Genomic DNA, 18658 nt, shown 5'->3' with positions numbered 1-18658 from the left:
CCTGATCAGGTTGGCCCTCTTGCTATTCATTGGCTGCGGGGTGGGGCGAAGTGGATCCGCTTTTCTTCCCCTTGCCAGACGAGTTCCAGGGTCGCCAGGTCCGCCAGGCTGAGGCGCTCAGCGCGCTCCAGCAGCAGATACTCCACTCCGTCGCTGGCTTCTATGGTGCGGATCTTGTCCGCCCAGGTTCGTCCATCCCGGTCGGTGATCGTGACGGGCAGCTGCCAGCTGGCGGCGATCTCCAGCCAGTCGTACAGGTCACAGCTGACGGGTTGGTAATCGGCCATGGGGTGTGCGGCTCAGGCTTCCAGCAGCCGGGTGGACCAGCCCATCTTCTGCTGGCGATCCACCTCGAGGCGCAGCTCGCTGGCGCGCAGGTAGTGCTCGTCCAGCCAACCCTTGGGCAGGGTCAGGGTCAGGGCATCTTCATCGGCTTGCAGCATGAACCTGGGCACAGTGCCCTGGGTCCGGCGCATGCAGAGGATGAGGGAGATGCGCAGGATGCGGGCCAACCGGATTGCCTGGCGACCGGTGACGGCGCCCTGTTTCTCCAGCGGCTCCAGCTTGAATTCATCCCGCTGGTTGAACAGCAGGGCCGACAGCAGCTTCTTCTGCGCGGGGGTGAAGCCAGGCATGTCGATGTTGTCAATGATGTAGGCGGCGTGCTGCGGCGCCTTCTTGTACTCGATGCACAGACCGATTTCGTGCAGCAGGGCTGCGTAGCGCAGGATCGGGCGACCGTAGCGCTTGGAGAGGCGCCAGGCCGGCTGCAACTGGGTGAACGCCTCGATGGCGGTGTCGCGGACCCGCTCGGCGTGCTCCTTGTCGAGCTGGTAGCGGCTGATCAGGCTGTCGGCGGTGCGATCCCGGGCATCACAGTCGTGATTGTTGCCGAGCAGGCCGTAGATGAGCCCTTCACGCAGTGCACCGCCCGCCAGGGTCATGCTCTCGATGTCGAGGGTTTCGAAGATGGCGATCAGGATGGCGAGACCGGAGGGGAACACGGTCAGCCGTTCGGCCGCCAGCCCTTCGAGCTGCAACTTATCGAGTCTGCCGCAGGCGATGGCCTGACCCATCAGCTCTTGCAACTTGGGCAGGGTGACCCGCTCGCTCTTGCCCTGGGCCAGCATGATCTCCTGCAGTGCCTGGACGGTGCCGGAGGCGCCGACGCAGGTGCGCCAGCCGAGGACACGGTAGTCCGCAGCCACTTTCTCCAGTACCGCCTTGGCGGCGGCAATGGCCTGGTTGAAGCGCGCCTCGGAGAGCTCGCCATCACCGAAGTGGTTGTTGAGCCAGGTGACGCAGCCCATGTGCAGGCTGTTGAGCAGCTTGGCTTCGCTCTGCTCGCCGATCACCAGCTCGGTGCTGGCCCCGCCGATGTCGATCACCAGCCGGTTGCCTTCCCCTGCCGACGTCCAGGAGACACCTTCATAGATGGTCTTGGCTTCTTCCTCGCCCGAGATGATCTCGATGCTGTGGTTGAGCACCCGTTCCGCTTCGCTGATGAATTCGTCGACGTTGGTGGCCAGGCGCAGGGTGGCGGTGCCCACTACCCGGATGTTGTCGGACGGGATGTCCTGCAACTGCTCGGAGAAGAGGCGCAGACAATCCCAGCCCCGCTCCATGGCGGCACGGTTGAGGCGAAAATCGGCATCGAGGCCGGCGGCGAGGCGTACCTTGCGCTTGACCTTGGTGACGGTGCGCAGGGCACCGGCGACCTCGCGCACCACCAGCATGTGAAAGCTGTTGGAGCCGAGGTCGATGGCGGCATAGAGAGGCGAGTTGTGCAACTTGGCCGATCCCTCAGTTCTTGCGGGGGGGGCGACGACGGTTGTTGCTGTTGCCACCGCCCTGGCGATCCCGCATGTTGCGGTTCACTGGCTGGCGGTTGCGGAACACCCGTTTTGGCGCGGTGACGTCATCCAGCAGCGCCTCGCGGTCATACTTGCTGACCGGGATGGGGTGGTGGATGTACTCCTCGATGGCCGGCAGGTTGAAGGCATAGTCTTCACAGGCCAGGCTGATGGAGTGACCGCTTCTGCCGGCGCGGCCGGTACGACCGATGCGGTGGACATAGTCTTCGGCATCATCGGGCAGGTCGTAGTTGAAGACGTGGGTCACGTCGGGGATGTGCAGACCACGGGCGGCCACGTCGGTGGCGACCAGGATATCCAGGGTGCCCTTGGTGAACTCTTCCAGGATCTTCATCCGCTTCTTCTGCGGCACGTCGCCGGTCAGCAGACCGACGCGGTGGCCGTCATTCTCCAGCCAGGCGTGAACGTCTTCACAGACGTGCTTGGTGTTGGCGAAGACGATGGCTTTCTCGGGCCACTCCTCTTCCATCAGGGAGAGCAGCAGCAACATCTTGTCTTCGTTGGAGGGGTAGAAGAGCTCCTCCTTGATCCGCACGCCGGTCATCTGTTCCGGTTCGACCTGCACATGTTCCGGGTGGTTCATGTGTTCATAGGCCAGCTCCTGCACCCGCAGGGAGAGGGTGGCGGAGAACAGCATGCTCAGACGCTCGGTGGCGGGGGGCATGCGGCGGAACAGGAAACGGATGTCCTTGATGAAGCCCAGATCGAACATGCGATCCGCTTCGTCCAGAACCACGACCTGGATGTTGCCGAGATCGATGACCTTGGACTTGAAGTAGTCGATGATGCGACCCGTGGTGCCGATAAGGATGTCGACGCCCTGTTCCAGCACGGCCAGCTGCTTGTCGTAGCCTTCGCCACCATAGGCGAGACCGAGCTTGAGCCCGGTGGAGGCGGACATGCTCTCTGCATCGTTATAGATCTGGACGGCCAGCTCCCGGGTCGGGGCCATGATGATGGCGCGGGGCTGGTTGACGAGGCGCGGCCTGGTCAGCGGATGGGTCAGCAAATAGTTGAATGTCGCCGCCAGGAAAGCCAGGGTTTTGCCGGTCCCCGTCTGAGCCTGACCGGCAAGGTCATGACCTTCAACCAGCAGGGGCAGGGACAGTGCCTGGATGGGCGTACAATAGTGAAATCCCTTTGATTCCAGACCAGCCAGAACTTCGGGTTCGAGGCCCATTTGGGCGAATTTTTCGGTCGTTAGATGTGTTTTGCTCATGGCGGTAGGTTATCAGGTTAGGCTTGCAATAATAAACAGGATCATTTCAAATAGGGCAACTATTGCCTTTGTTGAACCATCAATAAAGCCTTAATTACTGACTGGAGTTGGAGATGAGTGACAAGATTGTTCAGCTGAGCGATGCCAGCTTCGAGGCCGATGTAATCAACGCCGACAGCCCTGTTCTGGTCGATTTCTGGGCCGAATGGTGTGGACCGTGCAAGATGATTGCCCCGATCCTGAACGAAGTTGCTCAGGAATATGAAGGTCGCGTGACCGTGGCGAAATTGAACATCGATCATAACGCCGACACTCCGCCCAAGTACGGCATTCGTGGTATCCCGACCCTGCTGCTGTTCAAGAATGGTGAAGTGGCAGCGACCAAGGTCGGCGCCCTGTCCAAGACCCAACTGAAAGAGTTCCTGGACGGTAACCTGTAATAATCAAGAAGGAGCGCATTGCAATAATGCGCTCCTTGTGTTTTATCACCTAGACGCTCACCCTGATTGGTGCTAGTTTATCGCTCGTTTGCTAACCTTTTTGCCTGACTCTTTGCTTAACTACCAGCCTGGCAAGTCAAATCCGATCAGCATCAATCCAGCAGACTGTCTCCTCATTTCAATCCTTGCTTACAGACTTTCACCACTATGAATCTGACTGAACTTAAGAACACTCCTGTGTCCGAGCTGGTCCAGCTTGGCGAATCCATGGGGTTGGAAAATCTGGCTCGGGCGCACAAGAAAGACATTATCTTTGCAATCCTCAAGGCGCACGCCAAGGGCGGCGAGGATATCTTTGGCGACGGTGTGCTGGAAATCCTGACCGACGGTTTCGGTTTCCTGCGCAGTGCAGACGGCTCTTATCTCGCTGGTCCGGATGACATCTATGTCTCCCCGAGCCAGATCCGCCGCTTCAACCTGCGTACCGGCGATACCATTTCCGGCAAGATCCGGCCGCCGAAAGAGGGCGAGCGCTATTTCGCCCTGCTCAAGGTCAACGACGTCAACTACGACCGTCCGGAAAACTCCCGCAACAAGATCCTGTTTGAAAACCTCACTCCCCTGCACGCCAACGAGCGTCTGCGCATGGAGCGTGGCAACGGTTCCACCGAAGACATCACCGCCCGCGTACTGGATCTGGCATCCCCGATCGGCAAGGGCCAGCGCGGTCTCATCGTTGCACCGCCCAAGGCCGGTAAGACCATGCTGCTGCAGAACATCGCCCAGAGCATCGCCTACAACCACCCGGATTGTGAGCTGATCGTGCTGCTGATTGACGAGCGTCCGGAAGAAGTGACCGAGATGCAGCGGATGGTGAAGGGCGAAGTGATCGCCTCCACCTTCGACGAGCCGGCCTCCCGTCACGTCCAGGTCGCCGAAATGGTGATCGAGAAGGCCAAGCGTCTGGTCGAGCACAAGAAGGACGTAGTGATCCTGCTGGACTCCATCACCCGTCTGGCCCGCGCCTACAACACCGTCATCCCGTCTTCCGGCAAGGTGCTGACCGGTGGTGTGGACGCCAACGCCCTGCACCGTCCGAAGCGTTTCTTCGGTGCGGCGCGCAACGTCGAAGAGGGCGGCAGCCTGACCATCATCGCCACCGCGCTGATCGATACCGGCTCCAAGATGGATGAAGTCATCTACGAAGAGTTCAAGGGTACCGGCAACATGGAACTGCACCTCTCGCGCAAGATTGCCGAGAAGCGCGTCTACCCGGCCATCGACATCACCCGCTCCGGCACCCGCAAGGAAGAGCTGCTGACCGCACCGGACGAGCTGCAGAAGATGTGGATCCTGCGCAAGATCATTCACCCCATGGGCGAGATCGACAGCATCGAGTTCCTCATCGACAAGCTGGCTGCGACCAAGACCAACGACGAGTTCTTCGACTCCATGAAGCGTCAACAGAAGTAACAGCCTCTTCAATGACAAAACCGCGGCCCAGGTCGCGGTTTTTGTTTATCTATTTCACGGCTGGCTTAGTAGTATGAAGCCTCGATGTCACAAGGAAAGGGACGTCATGAAGCTGGTGTTGTTCATATGGATGGGTTGGTTGTGGCTGGCGGCCCCGGTGCATGCCGACTCCCCGCCGCAATTGCAGGCTCCCCTGGTGGCGGACGAGGGACTGGAGGGGCATCGGGCGTACCTGGACGGCCGTATGGCGCTCGGGCAGTTTGATGCCATGGACTCGTTGCTCGAGACCCTGTCGGTGGGGCAGCGGGAGTTCCTGTTGTTCCAGTTGCTGGGTGAGCTCAAGTCATCGGGCGCACCGAGCCCAGCGCTGCTGGCCTGGGTGCGGGCACAAGCGGCCAAGGCGCCACAATGGCTGGTGGAAGGGAAGGTGGACGGTTTCCTGGTGCAGCTACCCGCCTATGACTTCCCCGCCGAGGCCCGGCTGGTGCTGAGCCACTGGCAGCAGCTGGCCTGGCAGGACAACTATCGCCAGTTGCTGGAGCAGGATCGCTTCGACTTCAAGCAGGTCTACTACAGCCGCAATCCCGAGCTGGCACAGCAGCAGCAGGCCCTGCTGGCGGTGCTCGATCGGCAGCCGGTATCCGTGCTGCGTCGGGAGGCGCAGCGGCTTGCCGCCCTCAATCTCTTCCTGCCGGACAACCAGTTGCTGCTGCACTTCATCGAACAGACCGGGGAGACGGCACTCTACCTCAAGCTGTGGCGTCAGCCAGTGGATCACGATAGCCTGACTGCTCTGCACACCATTTCCCGCTTTTATTCAGGTCAGGAGGCGAGCGATCTGCTGATCGCCGCCAGCCAGAACAGCCGCCTGATGGTCCCCGCCCTGCACCAGCTCAGCCGCCTCTCCCCCTTGCCGGACGGGGCCCAGCAGTTCCTCCTGGCCGAACTCGGCAAGCACCAGTATGGCGGGTTGGTGGCCGGCCTGTTGTTGCAGATGGACGAGCCCAGGCTCCTGGGTCAATTGGCAAACCGGCTGACGCTTCAGGAGCGGCGACACGCCTCGTCCGTCATGAGGTCCGATACGGGTACACCGGATACGCCGCCAGGGTTATAATGCGGGACCACCTGATCCCGCTGGGGTACTTGCATGAAATACAAGGACTTGCGTGATTTTATCGCGCAGTTGGAACAAAACGGACAGCTCAGGCGCATCAGTCGCGAGATAGACCCCTATCTGGAGATGACCGAGATCAGCGACCGTACCCTGCGTGCGGGGGGCCCGGCCCTGCTGTTTGAGAATCCCAAGGGCTACACCATGCCGGTGTTGACCAACCTGTTCGGCACGCCGGACCGGGTTGCCATGGGCATGGGCCAACCCAACGTCAGCGCCCTGCGCCAGGTGGGGACCTGGCTCTCCTACCTGAAAGAGCCGGAGCCGCCTCGCGGGCTCAAGGAGCTGATGGAGAAGCTGCCCATCTTCAAGCAGGTGCTCAACATGCCGACCAAGCGGCTCTCTTCGGCCCCCTGTCAGCAGGTGGTGCTGGAAGGGGGCGCGGTGGATCTGGATCAGATCCCCATCCAGCACTGCTGGCCCGGGGATGTGGCGCCCCTGGTCACCTGGGGTCTGACCATCACCCGCGGTCCCTACAAGAAGCGGCAGAACCTCGGCATCTATCGTCAGCAGAAGATCGGCAAGAACAAGCTGATCATGCGCTGGCTGGATCACCGGGGCGGCGCCATCGATTTTCGCGAGTGGCAGGAGGCCCACCCGGGCGAACGCTTCCCGGTGGCGGTGGCGCTGGGCGCCGATCCGGCGACCATCCTGGGCGCGGTGACGCCGGTGCCGGACAGCCTCTCCGAATACGCCTTTGCCGGTCTGCTGCGGGGCAACCGTACCGAGGTGGTGAAGGCGCTGAGCTGCGATCTGGAAGTGCCCGCCAGCGCCGAGATCGTGCTGGAAGGCTATCTGGAGCCGGGGGAGATGGCCCCCGAAGGGCCTTACGGCGATCACACCGGCTACTACAACGAAGTGGACGAGTTCCCGGTCTTCACCATCACCCACATGACCATGCGCCGGGATGCCATCTACCACAGCACCTACACCGGCCGTCCGCCCGATGAGCCGGCGGTGCTCGGGGTGGCGCTCAACGAGGTGTTCGTGCCGCTGTTGCAGAAGCAGTTCCCCGAGATAGTGGATTTCTACCTGCCGCCGGAGGGGTGCTCCTACCGGATGGCGGTGGTGACCATCAAGAAGCGTTACCCCGGCCACGCCAAGCGGGTGATGCTGGGGGTCTGGTCCTTCCTGCGCCAGTTCATGTACACCAAGTTCGTGATCGTCTGCGATGACGACATCAACGCCCGCGACTGGAAGGACGTTATCTGGGCCATCACCACCCGGATGGATCCGGCTCGGGACACCACCCTGATCGAGCACACCCCCATCGACTACCTGGACTTCGCCTCGCCGGTCTCCGGGCTCGGCTCCAAGATGGGGCTGGATGCCACCAACAAGTGGCCGGGGGAGAGCAACCGGGAGTGGGGTCAGCCCATCGTCCAGGATGAGGCGGTAAAGCAGAAGATCGATGCCATCTGGGACGAGCTGAAGATCCTCGACTGAGGGATCCCCGATGCGGCGCGGCCATTGTGACGCAAAAGTGCGGTATTGCCGTGCCGAATTGGGTATGCTCGACGGACCTGACCACCAACTGGTCGCCATAAAAACAGTGAAACCATGAGCGAAGCGGGCCGGGCAGGCCCCTCACAAGGACAAGAATGCAACGTATCAAGTGCCGCGTAGAGGAACTGCGCGAATATGTCGACACCATCTGGCACGTGGCGCTGGCGCCGCAGCAGGAGGTGAGCTTCAAGCCGGGCCAGTATCTGCTGGTGGTGATGAGCGATTCGGACAAGCGCCCCTTCTCCATCGCCAACTCGCCGACCCGCTCCGGCGTGCTGGAGCTGCAGATCGGTGCCACTCCCGAGAATGCCTATGCTGGTCAGGTGCTGGCCCGCATGCGCGAGCAGGGAGAGATCGAGGTCGAGCTGGCCGCTGGCAAGGCGTTCCTGCGCGACGAATCCCCCCGACCGCTGATCCTGATGGCGGGCGGCACCGGCTTCTCCTATGCCCGCGCCATCCTGGAATACCTGATCGGCAGCGGCAGCAAGCGTCCGGTGTTCCTCTACTGGGGGGTACGCCAGGCGCACTGGCTCTACGAGCTGGAGCAGATGCAGCAGTGGGAGCGCGACTACGCGCCGCTGACCTTCATTCCCGTGGTGCAGGAGCCCGAGAGCGACTGGACCGGCAGGACCGGGCTGGTGCACAAGGCCATCATGGATGACTTCGTCAGCCTGCATGACTACGACATCTATGTGGCGGGCCGCTTCGAGATGGCCGGTGCCGCGCGGGAAGAGTTCAAGGTGCTGGGCGCCGAGCCCGAGCGCATCTTCGGCGATGCCTACGAGTTTATCTGACCACGGCCAACCGCAGAGCGTCGATCTGCCCCCTTATCGTCTTGCGAGAGAGGGGGGATGAGAAACTCGTTGTCCCCATAAAAACGACAAACCCCAGCCTGGCTGGGGTTTGTGCTATCTACGGCGGGTCACGCCGGATCATTCGCCCTTGGCGGCGAGCTGCTGCTCGAGCTGGGCCAGCTTGGCCTCGAGGGCGGTCAGCTTCTCCCGGGTGCGCAGCAGCACCTTGGTCTGCACGTCGAACTCCTCGCGGCTCACCAGATCCAGCTTGTTGAGCTGGGCCTGCAAGACCTGACGGGTCTTTTTCTCCACCTCTTCACCCATGCTGCGAATGCCGGGGGGCAGGGCGTTGTGTATCTGTTTGGCGATCTCTTCCAGTTTTTTCGGGTCGATCATGGGGGTCTCCTTAAGCAATGGCGCCATTCTACCGACAAATCGTCCCCTTTGCCGAGATCGGGGCGGCTTTTTGCGCCATGGATCCCATCGGGCTCTGGTCGGGTCTGGTTGATGCACCCTGGCTGCTACCCTGTGACACCGGGAATCAATTCCAATTCCTTGATGGTGTACACAAAAAAATCAGATCAGATGACTGACCAGAGGCTTATTAATTGTTGCGTTGCTGTTAATATGATTCGGTCGGGTTTGAACCCTACCCCGTCAGGCTCATCATGGATAACAACATAAAAGAGATAAGGATATGAAGAAAAAGCTAATTTACGCGGCCGTCGTCAGTGCGCTGCTGAGCGGTTGTGGTGGCAGTGACGACAACACAGGCGATACCTCAAGCTATCTCGATTATCTGCTGAGCGGCTCCAATGCAGTCCGACCCAGCGCCCTGGCAGCCCGTGCGACCGACGGTACCCTGAAATTCTCCACGGAAACGGCGGATCTCTCCAACCCGGTGTCCGCCCTCTCCACCCTGGATGGCTGGTCGACTACCCAGGCGATCCAGATCGTGCCGGTGACGGCCTCCGGCATCCAGGTCAAGGCGCCGGCCGCTGCTGAATTCGCAGCCTCCGTGGCACCCCTCTACCTGATGGAGCTGGAGTTTGACAGTGCTGCCCTGCGTCCGAGCGGTGTGAAAAAGGTGCTGACCTACGGGGTGGACTTCGTGGTGGCCGAGACGACCGGCAAGCTGAATCTGGTGCCGCTCAAGCCGCTCAACCCCTCTTCCTACTACATGATAGTGGCGACCGATACCCTCAAAGACAGCACGGGCGCCCCCCTGCGACCGGGTAGCGACTACAGCAACTACAAGACCAGCACCGGCAGCAACGCCCAGGAGCAGACCATCAGCGGCCTGATTGCGCTGCAGGAAGGGCTGTTCAAGGCAGCCACCGGCATCACCAGCGACCACGTGATCTTCTCCGACTGGTTCGGTACCCAGTCCGGCGCCGACGTGCTGGTGGCGGTGAAAGGGGCGGCCGCATCCGTGCTCAAGAGCCCGACCCTGGACGCGGCTGCATTGTGGAAAGAAGATGCCCTGGGTAACACCAGCCTGCCGGGAACCTACACTATCGCCAGTTTGGATAGCGGTACTGCCTTCTTGACCAAGCTGGATGCCGAGCAATTCCTGCCACAAGAGCAGAAGGATGCCATTGCCGCTGCCGTTGACGCTAACCCGCAATTGAAAGGTCTTGCCGGTATGACCCAGGTCTATACCGGTACGGTCAAGCTGCCCTATTTCCTCTCCTCGCCAGCCACCGCCGGCTCCTGGGACAAGGCCAGGACCCAGTCCTGGCACGGCGCCATCCCCAGCCTCTACGCCATCGCCAATGCGCTGAAGGCACAGGATGCCGAGGTGATCGGCGGTCTGGTGGGCGCCGGTGTGGATCCGGCCCTGCTGGGCGAGCTCATCGCCGACCCGAGCCGTCAGGCCGAGCTGCTGGCGGAGGCGAGCAAGCTGATCGGGGTGACCCTCACCTCCGGCGGCAAGGCGCTGGATCCCGAGATGAATATCGGGCGCTTCAACCCGCTGCCGGCACTGGAAGAGGTGCAGTCCGTCCCGATGCGGATCTTCGCCGCCGCACCGCTGGCGAACATCACCGACGTGATCATCTATCAGCACGGCGTCACCTCCGTGAAGGAGAACGCCTATGCGCTGGCCCTTGGCCAGATTGGTGCCGGTGGCCAGGCGAGCAAGAACGTGGCCGTGGTGGTGATCGATCATCCCCTGCATGGTGAACGCGGCTTCGCCCTGACCGGCAGCATGGACTCGGTGACCACCTCCGACAACCCGACCCCCTACCTGAACCTGAGCTACCTGACCGTGGCCCGCGACAACCTGAAACAGAGCGTGGCGGATCTGCTGGGCCTGCGTCTGGCGGTGGGGCTGGCCAATGCCAAGGGCGCCATCGGCACCGCAGGCAGCCTCAAGGTACACTTCCTGGGTCACTCTCTGGGCGCCATCGCGGGGGCCAACCTGCTGGCGGTGGCCAACCAGTCTGTTGGCAACCCGACGGCAGACGCCCTGTTCAAGTTCGACACTGGCGGCCTGGCCATGCCGGGTGGCGGCATAGCGCCGCTGTTGCTGAACTCGCCGACCTTCGGTCCGACCATCCAGATGAGCGTGCTGACCGCTGGCAGTGCGGCCCTGAAGGCAGCTTTCACCGCCTACGCCCCGAACTGCAAGACGGCAGTACCGACCTGCTTCGTCAACGAATTCCTGCCGAGCCAGGATGCGGCCACCCAGGCCACGGCGGCCAGTACCTTGCAGAGCTACAGCTTTGCGGCGCAGTCGGTGCTGGATTCGGCAGACCCCATCAACCTGGGGAGCGGCATCGCGGCGAACTTCCCGCTGTTTGCCACCGAAATCGTCGGCGACGGCGCCCTGAGCCTGTCGGATCGAGTGATCCCGAACAGCATCGCCACCGCCCCGCTGGGTGGCACCGAGCCGCTGTTCAAGGTCCTGGCCCTGCAACCGCTGACCGCCACCGGCGCCGCCAACCACAGAGCGGCCCGCTTCGTGGCCGGGGGTCACAGCTCGCTGCTGGCACCGGACGAGAACTTCGATCCGACCGGCGCCGTCACCACCGAGATGCAGACCCAGTTCGGCAGCTTCTTCGCAAGCGGCGGTACCGCGGTCAAGGTGACCGACGGCAGCCTGCTCAAGCAGTAAGCCGGCCGACCAATAAAAACGCCGCCCCAAGGGGCGGCGTTTTTTTATGGCAAATCGGCTCAGGCTGGCCGGTGGTGCCTGTCCAGCCAGCCCTGGGCAAGGCCGACCAGCAGACCCGCCAGGTGACCATGTTGGTGGTCGCTTTGGTTGCCGAGCCGTTGCCGGCAACCAGGCCTCACCCCGGCCTGTGGTGCCTGTCCAGCCAGCCCTGGGCAAGGCCGAGCAGGCCCGCCAGGTGAGCCATGTTGGCGGTCGCTATGGTTGCCGAGCCGTTGCCGACAACCAGGCCTCACCCCGGCCTGTGGTGCCTGTCCAGCCAGCCTTGGGCAAGGCTGACCAGCAGGCCTGCTAGGTGACCATGTTGGTGGTGGCTTTGGTTGCCGAGCCGTTGCCGACAACTAGGTCTCACCCCGGCCTGTGGTGCCTGTCCAGCCAGCCCTGGGCAAGGCCGACCAGCAGGCCGACCAAATGGGCCATGTTGGCGGTGGGGGTACCGAGCATGTCCAAGAAGCCGAGCACCAGCCAGACCAGCATGAAGCCCATCAGGGCTGGCGGCATGGCGAGGCCGCAATCCGGTTGCAGCCTGGTTCGCAACCAGCTGTAGCCGAGCAGGGCATAGACCACCCCGGAGAGGCCGCCAAAGCGCGGGCCGCTGGCAAAGAACTCGGCGATATTGGGCAGGGCAGCCCCGACGATAAGCAGGATGAACAGCTTGCCGCTGCCGAGGCGCTGCTCTATCTGGCCACCGAGATACCACCACCACAACAGGTTGAACACCAGGTGCAGCACCGAGAAGTGGATGAAGGCCGGGGTGACGTAGCGCCAGGCCTGCCAGTCGGTGAACTGGGCCAGGGTGGGGTGGAAGGCGAGTTCGTCGAAGATGGGCAGGCCGATGGCATCCAGAGCGTAGATGGCCAGGCAGGCGATGATGACCACCAGGGTCAGAGGGCCCGCCTGGTGGAGGAAGTCGGTGACCGGATCCGTCATCCCCTTGCTGTAGTCGATCCGGGCATCGGCATGGCCGGATTGCCAGGAGGCCTCCATGTAGCGGGGGTGATTGGGTTCGCTCAGGAAGCGTTTGACCTCCTGCTGGGCCTGGGCGAGGCGCCGTTCGTCCGCCAGCCAGACCGAGACGCCGAGCTCGGACTGGGTCAGCTCGCACGAAATGCCCAGGGTAGCGAGATAATCCACCAGCGCCTGGGCCATGCGGGCGTCACCCAGCACCAGCAGCTGGATCATGCCGGTGGAGGAGGAGCGACCCGCCTCTGTCATGCGTCCCCCGCCTGGATGGGGAACTCCCTGCGCCAGGCCTCGAAACCGCCATCCAGGCTATAGACCTCGTCATAGCCCTGTTGCAGCAGGTACTGGGCCACCCCCTGGCTGCTGTTGCCGTGATAGCACATCACGATGACAGGGGTATCGAAGTCCACCTCGTTCATAAAGCGAACCAGGGTGCCGTTGGTGAGGTGGAAGGCGCCGACCGCGTGGGCCGTCTCGAAGGATTGGGGATCGCGAATGTCCACGAGACGGGCTTCGCCTGCGCTCAGCTTCTGGTGGGCATCATGGGCGCTGATATGGGCAAACTGGTCCATTGAGATGTCCTGAAAATGGAGGGTTGAAGGGCAGTTTACCGCAAGCGGCGGTTTGCGCTAAGTGTGCAATGGGGGCGGCATCCAGGGGATCGCAATTTTCTTCAATATCGGGCCGCCCAGGCCGGGTAGGCTCAGACTTCCCTCAATTGAACGAGCATCATCCATGGAATTCAGTCTGCTGTTATCCATGGCCGGGTTTGCCCTGGCCATGTCCATCTCCCCGGGGCCGGTCAATCTGGTCGCCCTTGGCACCGGCGCCCGGTACGGTTTCACGGCCAGCCTGCGCCACGTGGTGGGGGCCACCCTCGGCTTCATCCTGCTGCTCCTGCTGATGGGGCTGGGTCTTGGCGGCGCCCTGTCCCGCTGGCCTGTGGCGCTGGGGGCCATTCACTGGGGCGGCGTGCTCTTTCTCGGCTGGATGGCCTGGCAGTTGCTGGTGGACAGCGGCGAGGTGGAGGAAGTGGAGGGCGTACCCCCCGCCTTCTGGTACGGGGCCTTGATGCAGTGGCTCAATCCCAAGGCCTGGCTCGCCGCCAGCATGGGGATGGGAGCCTATGGGATCGCGGGCGGCATGAGCCAGATCGCCCTCTTTACCGGCATCTATCTGGTGATCTGCCTCGGCTCCATCGCCTGCTGGGCCTATGCGGGCAGCCGATTGCAGGGGTGGCTGGTCTCTCCTCGCCGGTTGCGCTGGTTCAATCGGGCCATGGCGCTCTTGTTGCTGCTCAGCGCCGCCTATCTGGTGCGCTCGTCCTGAGGGACGAGCTGCGCTCTGTACTGGCCCGGGGTGGCTGCCACCCGGCGTTTGAACTGGCGCTGGAAGTGGGCCTGATCGGCAAAACCGCTGGCAAGGGCCACTTCCGCCAGGGGCTGCCCCTGGCGCAGCAGGGTGCGGGCGTGGCGAATGCGCTGATCGAGCAGGTAGGCGTGGGGCGTCATGCCGTAATGGCGGCTGAAGGCGCGCACGAAGTGGGAAGGGGTAAGCCCGGCCACCGCACTCAGCTGTGCCAGGGTGAGGGCGCAGGCACTCTCGTCCTGCATCAGCTCGGCGGCTCGCTGCAGGTGCTGGGGAGGGCGGTCATCCCACCTGGCCGGGGTGAGCCTGGCCAGAAGCTGGCGGCTGAAGAGGTGGCAGGCCACTTCGCGAGCCAGGGGATCCGGCTCCTCCACCAGTTGCCGATGAAGCCGGCAGAGCCCCTGGTAGAGCAGGGGATCCCGGCTTGCGGTCATGTCGAAGGGGCGAAACGCGTTGCCGAGCCCGGCCTCCTCCTGCTGGCGCTGCAACCAGAGGTTGTCGATGTAGAACATCAGATAGGACCAGGGCTGGTCAGCGACGGGATTGCAGGCGTGCACCTCTTCCGGGTTCATCAGCACCAGGCTGCCGCGGCCGACCTCTTGCAGGCTGCGCTGGTTGAGGTAGTGGCTGTGGCCGCCGGTGATGGCGCCGATGGAGAAGTGGGGGTGGCTGTGCTTGTCGTAGCAGACGCGCCGGCCATCCTGCACCGCCCGCGCCTCGATGAAGGGCAGGGCGGGATCATGCCAGAAGTGGTGCTGATCCTGCGTCGCCCGCGCACGGCTCACGATGTGCTCCTCGGCGGGGGGCTGTTCCCCTGCCGGGCTCGGAGAGCGCGGCAGGGGAAGGGTGACGATGGTTGCTGCATCCTCAGCCGCCGAGATAGGCCTGGCGGACGGCGGGGTTGGCCAGCAGGGCCTCTCCCGTGTCTTGCAGCACCACCCGGCCGTTCTCCAGCACATAGCCGCGATCCGCCAGCTTGAGCGCCTGGTTCGCGTTCTGCTCCACCAGGAAGATGGTCATCCCCTTCTGGCGCAGCTGCTCTATGGTGTCGAAGATCTGCTGGATGACAATGGGCGCGAGTCCCAGGGAGGGTTCATCCAGCAGCAGCAGGCGCGGCTTGCTCATCAGGGCGCGGCCGATGGCCAGCATCTGCTGCTCGCCGCCGGACATGGTGCCTGCCCGCTGCTCCAGCCGCTCGTGCAGGCGGGGGAACAGGGTAAATATCTGATCCAGCAGGCCGCGCTGCTCCGCCTTGTCGACGAAGAAGGCCCCCATCAGCAGGTTCTCCTCCACCGTGAGGCGGGCGAAGATGCGGCGCCCCTCCGGCACCACGGCGATGTCCTTGCGCATGATGCGGGCGGTGGTGAGGGAGTCTATCTGCTCCCCCTCGAACCAGATGGAACCGCTGCTGGGCTTGGGCTCGCCACACAGGGTCATCAGCAGAGTGGTCTTGCCGGCGCCGTTGGCGCCGATCAGGGTGACGATTTCCCCCTCTTTCACCTCGACGCTGACGTCGTGCAGCGCCTGAATTTTGCCGTAGTGGGTCGATACGTTGCGAAGTTCTAACATCTTTTTGTCCTTACGACTCGCCCAGATAGGCCTTGATCACCGCCGGATTGCTGCGGATTTCGTCCGGTTTGCCGTGGGCCAGCGGGGTGCCCTGGTTGACCACGAAGATGCGGTTGGAGATCTCCATCACCAGCTTCATGTCGTGCTCGATCAGCAGCACCGAGACCCCGAACTCGTCCCTCAGGTTGGAGATGAGCTCGTTGAGCTCGTCGGTCTCCTTGGGGTTGAGGCCTGCGGCCGGTTCATCCAGCATCAGCAGCTCGGGCCGGGTCGCCATGCAGCGGGCGATCTCGAGGCGGCGCTGCTGGCCGTAAGCCAGGTTACCCGCGGCGCGGTTGGCGAGATCCTTGAGGCCCACCTTTTCCAGCCAGAAGGCGGACTGCTCCAGCCCCTCTTTCTCGGCACGGCGGAAGGAGGGGGTCTTGAACAGGCCGGCGATGAAGCCGGTATTGAGATGCCTGTGCTGGGCCACCAGCAGGTTTTCTACCGCTGTCATTTCCTTGAACAGGCGCACGTGCTGGAAAGTCCGCACAATGCCCTTGCGGGCGATGAGGTGGCCGGGCAACCCCTGGATCTCCTCACCCTTGTAGCGAATGACACCGCCACTCGGGCGATAGAAGCCGGTCAGGCAGTTGAAGATGGTGGTCTTGCCCGCCCCGTTGGGGCCGATGATGGAGATCACCTCCCCCTTTTCCACATCCAGCTTGACGCCGTTGACCGCGAGCAGGCCGCCAAAGCGCATCGACAGATCTGAGACATCCAACAATGGTTGATTGTTGCTCATTTACGCAGCTCCATATGGGGTCGACTCATGGGCAGCAGTCCCTGCGGCCGCCAGATCATCATGAATACCATCAAGAGACCGAACATCAGCATGCGATATTCGTTGAACTCGCGGGCGAGCTCCGGCAGCACCGTCATCACGATGGCCGCCAGCACCACCCCGATCTGGGATCCCATGCCCCCCAGCACCACAATCGCAAGAACGATGGCCGACTCGATGAAGACGAAGGATTCCGGGCTGATGAAGCCCTGGCGCGAGGCGAAGAAGCTGCCGGCAAAGCCCGCGAAGCAGGCGCCTATGGTGAAGGCGGTCAGCTTGATGATGGTGGGGTTGAGCCCCAGGGACTTGCAGGCGATCTCGTCTTCCCGCAGCGCCTCCCAGGCACGGCCGAGCGGCATGCGCAGCAGGCGGTTGATGACGAACAGGGTCGCCACTACCAGCACCAGGGCCATCAGGTAGAGGAAGATCACCTTGTGGTTGGCGTTGTAGGCGATGCCGAAGAAGTCGTGGAAGGTGCCAAAGCCCCCATCCTTGACGGTGCGGTTGAACTCGAGCCCCCCCAGGGTCGGTTTCGGAATGCCGGAGATCCCGTTCGGACCGCCGGTCAGGGTGGTCATGTTGTTGAGCAGGATGCGGATGATCTCGCCAAAGCCCAGGGTGACGATGGCCAGGTAGTCCCCCCGCAGCCGTAGCACCGGGAACCCGAGCAGGAAGCCGAAGGTGGCCGCCAGCAGACCGGCGATGGGCAGACACTCCCAGAAGCTCAGACCGAAGTAGGTGTTGAGCAGGGCGTAGCTGTAGGCGCCGACCGCATAGAAGCCGACATAGCCGAGGTCGAGCAGACCGGCGAGGCCCACCACCACGTTCAGTCCCAGCCCCAGCATGATGTAAATCAGGGTGAGAGTGGCCAGATCGATGGCGCCGCGAGAGGCCATGAAGGGCCAGCTCACCGCAAACAGCAGCACCAGCACGGCGGTGAGGTTATAGAGCTTGGGGGCCTCTTCGGGGCTTGGCAGCACCAGCTTGGTGAAACCGACGGAGAAGCCGCTGATGGAAGCCTGGAACAGCCGGCTTATCTGGCCGCGCAGCATCTGGAACCAGAAGACGATGGTGGCGCCCCCCAGCAGCCAGGCCAGCGATACATCGAGGCGGCTCACCACCAGCAGGCGGGAGCCATCGGTCTCCAGCTTGAAGCCGAGCAGCCAGAAGGAGAGCACCAGCAGCACCAGGCTGGCGATGCAGGCATGGATAAATTGACGTTTCATCAGACTTTCTCCACTTCCGGACGGCCGAGAATGCCAGTGATGGTCATGAACAGCAGCACGAGGGCATACATAGATTGGTTTTTCATACCTTCTCGACCTCCGGACGACCCAGGATGCCGGTGGGCATGAAGAGCAACACGAAGATGAGCAGGGCGAACGCCATCACATCCTTGTACTCGGTGCTGAGATAGCCCGCGGTGAGCGCTTCCACCACGCCGAGCAGCAGGCCGCCCAGTACGGCACCGGGAATGCTGCCGATGCCGCCCAATACCGCAGCGGTGAAGGCCTTCAAGCCCGCCATGAAGCCGAGATAGGGGTTGATGACACCGTAGTACATGCCGAGCAGCACCCCCGCGACGGCGGCCAGGGCGGCCCCCAGCACGAAGGTGATGGAGATGACCACGTGGGTGTCTATCCCAAGCAGGTTGGCCATCTTGATGTCTTCGGAACAGGCACGGCAGGCACGCCCCATGCGGGAGCGGCCGATGAACTGGGTCAACGCCAGCATGGTGATGAAGGTCACCACGAAGATGATGAGCTGCATGTAGGAGAGGCTGGCCTGGAAGCCATCCTCGCCGCCGAGGGTCCAGCCCCCGGAGATCAGAGTGGGCATGGCGATGTCACGCGAGCCCTGGGCCATCCGCATCATGTTCTGCAGGAAGATCGACATGCCGATGGCGGAGATGAGGGGGATCAGGCGGTTGCCGCCCCGCAGTGGACGATAGGCCACCCGTTCTATGGACCAGCCATAGCTGCCGGTGATGATGATGCTGACCAGGAAGGCGCCCCCCAGCAGCAGCACGGTGCTGTCGATGCCCATCATCATGAGCCCGGCCATCACCATGAAGGCGACATAGGAGCCGATCATGTAGACCTCGCCGTGGGCGAAGTTGATCATGCCGATGATGCCGTAGACCATGGTGTAGCCGATGGCGATCAACGCATAGGTGCTGCCTATGGTCAATCCGTTCAGCAACTGCTGAACCAGATAAAGAAGGTGTTCGGACATACCGCGTTCCCTGTGTACTTGCCCGCAAAGAAAGGAGGGGTGACTCAC

The 18658-nt window shown here is 62.7% G+C and carries 18 protein-coding genes; 7 read left to right on the top strand and 11 right to left on the bottom strand.

The genetic code is table 11. The annotated features are described in order from the left end of the window. Positions 1–26 precede the first annotated feature (26 nt). Genes ACVDHI_RS18930 through rhlB form a run of 3 tightly spaced genes read right to left on the bottom strand, consistent with a single transcriptional unit; the run spans position 27 to position 3093 of the window. On the bottom strand, positions 27–287 hold the full coding sequence (locus ACVDHI_RS18930) for a Rho-binding antiterminator (protein ID WP_128297008.1): 261 nt from the start codon (positions 285–287) through the stop codon (positions 27–29). Positions 288–299: 12 nt separating this feature from the next. After that, entirely contained in the window at positions 300–1790 is a 1491-nt protein-coding gene (gene gppA / locus ACVDHI_RS18925) for a guanosine-5'-triphosphate,3'-diphosphate diphosphatase (RefSeq protein ID WP_239052724.1), read from the bottom strand. A gap of 13 nt (positions 1791–1803) precedes the next feature. After that, on the bottom strand, positions 1804–3093 hold the full coding sequence (rhlB, locus tag ACVDHI_RS18920; RefSeq protein WP_029313424.1) for an ATP-dependent RNA helicase RhlB: 1290 nt from the start codon (positions 3091–3093) through the stop codon (positions 1804–1806). 113 nt (positions 3094–3206) lie between these two features. On the opposite strand from rhlB, the gene trxA reads away from it, so the two are divergent. From trxA to fre, 5 genes are all read left to right on the top strand, one after another. Further along, a complete protein-coding gene (gene trxA / locus ACVDHI_RS18915; RefSeq protein WP_010672369.1) occupies positions 3207–3533 on the top strand; it encodes a thioredoxin TrxA in 327 nt (108 codons plus the stop codon). Between the two features lie 207 nt (positions 3534–3740). Continuing rightward, positions 3741–5006 (top strand): transcription termination factor Rho, encoded by a 1266-nt coding sequence (gene rho / locus ACVDHI_RS18910; protein WP_010672370.1) that lies wholly within the window; start codon positions 3741–3743, stop codon positions 5004–5006. Between the two features lie 106 nt (positions 5007–5112). Beyond that, positions 5113–6120, top strand: a complete 1008-nt coding sequence (locus tag ACVDHI_RS18905; RefSeq protein ID WP_010672371.1) for a hypothetical protein — start codon at positions 5113–5115, stop codon at positions 6118–6120. A 33-nt stretch (positions 6121–6153) separates the two neighbouring features. Then, positions 6154–7623 (top strand): 4-hydroxy-3-polyprenylbenzoate decarboxylase, encoded by a 1470-nt coding sequence (gene ubiD, locus ACVDHI_RS18900; RefSeq protein WP_447212407.1) that lies wholly within the window; start codon positions 6154–6156, stop codon positions 7621–7623. A gap of 155 nt (positions 7624–7778) precedes the next feature. Further along, a complete protein-coding gene (gene fre, locus ACVDHI_RS18895) occupies positions 7779–8477 on the top strand; it encodes an NAD(P)H-flavin reductase (protein ID WP_010672373.1) in 699 nt (232 codons plus the stop codon). 138 nt (positions 8478–8615) lie between these two features. Here the strand turns inward: fre and ubiK are convergent, their stop codons facing one another. After that, positions 8616–8873, bottom strand: coding sequence for a ubiquinone biosynthesis accessory factor UbiK (ubiK, locus tag ACVDHI_RS18890; RefSeq protein WP_010672374.1), 258 nt, complete (start codon positions 8871–8873; stop codon positions 8616–8618). Between the two features lie 301 nt (positions 8874–9174). Between ubiK and ACVDHI_RS18885 the strand changes: the two genes are divergently transcribed. Further along, positions 9175–11595, top strand: coding sequence for a VolA/Pla-1 family phospholipase (locus tag ACVDHI_RS18885; RefSeq protein WP_324050797.1), 2421 nt, complete (start codon positions 9175–9177; stop codon positions 11593–11595). 405 nt (positions 11596–12000) lie between these two features. On the opposite strand, the gene glpG is transcribed toward ACVDHI_RS18885, so the two are convergent. Both glpG and glpE read right to left on the bottom strand, forming a co-directional pair. Continuing rightward, entirely contained in the window at positions 12001–12834 is an 834-nt protein-coding gene (glpG, locus tag ACVDHI_RS18880) for a rhomboid family intramembrane serine protease GlpG (protein ID WP_201895268.1), read from the bottom strand. A 29-nt stretch (positions 12835–12863) separates the two neighbouring features. Further along, positions 12864–13187, bottom strand: a complete 324-nt coding sequence (gene glpE, locus ACVDHI_RS18875; RefSeq protein ID WP_124244180.1) for a thiosulfate sulfurtransferase GlpE — start codon at positions 13185–13187, stop codon at positions 12864–12866. Between the two features lie 163 nt (positions 13188–13350). Between glpE and ACVDHI_RS18870 the strand changes: the two genes are divergently transcribed. Further along, a complete protein-coding gene (locus ACVDHI_RS18870; protein WP_010672378.1) occupies positions 13351–13944 on the top strand; it encodes a LysE family translocator in 594 nt (197 codons plus the stop codon). Here ACVDHI_RS18870 and ACVDHI_RS18865 read toward each other — a convergent pair. The 5 genes from ACVDHI_RS18865 to livH all read right to left on the bottom strand — a co-directional run bounded on the left by ACVDHI_RS18865 (position 13923) and on the right by livH (position 18610). Further along, the gene (locus tag ACVDHI_RS18865; RefSeq protein WP_279987478.1) at positions 13923–14768 is read right to left on the bottom strand and encodes a helix-turn-helix transcriptional regulator; all 846 of its coding nucleotides are present in this window, start codon (positions 14766–14768) and stop codon (positions 13923–13925) included. The genes ACVDHI_RS18870 and ACVDHI_RS18865 overlap by 22 nt on opposite strands. An 82-nt stretch (positions 14769–14850) precedes the next feature. Further along, positions 14851–15552, bottom strand: a complete 702-nt coding sequence (locus ACVDHI_RS18860) for an ABC transporter ATP-binding protein (RefSeq protein WP_010672380.1) — start codon at positions 15550–15552, stop codon at positions 14851–14853. Positions 15553–15562: 10 nt separating this feature from the next. Beyond that, positions 15563–16336, bottom strand: a complete 774-nt coding sequence (gene livG / locus ACVDHI_RS18855) for a high-affinity branched-chain amino acid ABC transporter ATP-binding protein LivG (protein WP_010672381.1) — start codon at positions 16334–16336, stop codon at positions 15563–15565. After that, the gene (locus ACVDHI_RS18850) at positions 16333–17601 is read right to left on the bottom strand and encodes a high-affinity branched-chain amino acid ABC transporter permease LivM (protein WP_039041002.1); all 1269 of its coding nucleotides are present in this window, start codon (positions 17599–17601) and stop codon (positions 16333–16335) included. The genes livG and ACVDHI_RS18850 overlap by 4 nt, the downstream gene beginning before the upstream one ends. An 82-nt stretch (positions 17602–17683) precedes the next feature. Then, positions 17684–18610, bottom strand: a complete 927-nt coding sequence (gene livH, locus ACVDHI_RS18845) for a high-affinity branched-chain amino acid ABC transporter permease LivH (RefSeq protein WP_119197145.1) — start codon at positions 18608–18610, stop codon at positions 17684–17686. Positions 18611–18658 lie beyond the last annotated feature (48 nt).

The sequence above is a fragment of the Aeromonas sp. 25-248 genome, from assembly GCF_053005425.1.
This window is presented reverse-complemented; position numbering and strand designations above follow the sequence as displayed.

What these genes read in the sequence shown, in the direction of transcription:
- ACVDHI_RS18930 (WP_128297008.1), bottom strand. Translation starts at nt 287, where the DNA reads ATGGCCGATTACCAACCCGTCAGCTGTGACCTGTACGACTGGCTGGAG.
- rhlB (WP_029313424.1), bottom strand. Translation starts at nt 3,093, where the DNA reads ATGAGCAAAACACATCTAACGACCGAAAAATTCGCCCAAATGGGCCTC.
- trxA (WP_010672369.1), top strand. Translation starts at nt 3,207, where the DNA reads ATGAGTGACAAGATTGTTCAGCTGAGCGATGCCAGCTTCGAGGCCGAT.
- rho (WP_010672370.1), top strand. Translation starts at nt 3,741, where the DNA reads ATGAATCTGACTGAACTTAAGAACACTCCTGTGTCCGAGCTGGTCCAG.
- ACVDHI_RS18905 (WP_010672371.1), top strand. Translation starts at nt 5,113, where the DNA reads ATGAAGCTGGTGTTGTTCATATGGATGGGTTGGTTGTGGCTGGCGGCC.
- ubiD (WP_447212407.1), top strand. Translation starts at nt 6,154, where the DNA reads ATGAAATACAAGGACTTGCGTGATTTTATCGCGCAGTTGGAACAAAAC.
- fre (WP_010672373.1), top strand. Translation starts at nt 7,779, where the DNA reads ATGCAACGTATCAAGTGCCGCGTAGAGGAACTGCGCGAATATGTCGAC.
- ubiK (WP_010672374.1), bottom strand. Translation starts at nt 8,873, where the DNA reads ATGATCGACCCGAAAAAACTGGAAGAGATCGCCAAACAGATACACAAC.
- ACVDHI_RS18885 (WP_324050797.1), top strand. Translation starts at nt 9,175, where the DNA reads ATGAAGAAAAAGCTAATTTACGCGGCCGTCGTCAGTGCGCTGCTGAGC.
- glpG (WP_201895268.1), bottom strand. Translation starts at nt 12,834, where the DNA reads ATGATCCAGCTGCTGGTGCTGGGTGACGCCCGCATGGCCCAGGCGCTG.
- glpE (WP_124244180.1), bottom strand. Translation starts at nt 13,187, where the DNA reads ATGGACCAGTTTGCCCATATCAGCGCCCATGATGCCCACCAGAAGCTG.
- ACVDHI_RS18870 (WP_010672378.1), top strand. Translation starts at nt 13,351, where the DNA reads ATGGAATTCAGTCTGCTGTTATCCATGGCCGGGTTTGCCCTGGCCATG.
- ACVDHI_RS18860 (WP_010672380.1), bottom strand. Translation starts at nt 15,552, where the DNA reads ATGTTAGAACTTCGCAACGTATCGACCCACTACGGCAAAATTCAGGCG.
- livG (WP_010672381.1), bottom strand. Translation starts at nt 16,336, where the DNA reads ATGAGCAACAATCAACCATTGTTGGATGTCTCAGATCTGTCGATGCGC.
- ACVDHI_RS18850 (WP_039041002.1), bottom strand. Translation starts at nt 17,601, where the DNA reads ATGAAACGTCAATTTATCCATGCCTGCATCGCCAGCCTGGTGCTGCTG.
- livH (WP_119197145.1), bottom strand. Translation starts at nt 18,610, where the DNA reads ATGTCCGAACACCTTCTTTATCTGGTTCAGCAGTTGCTGAACGGATTG.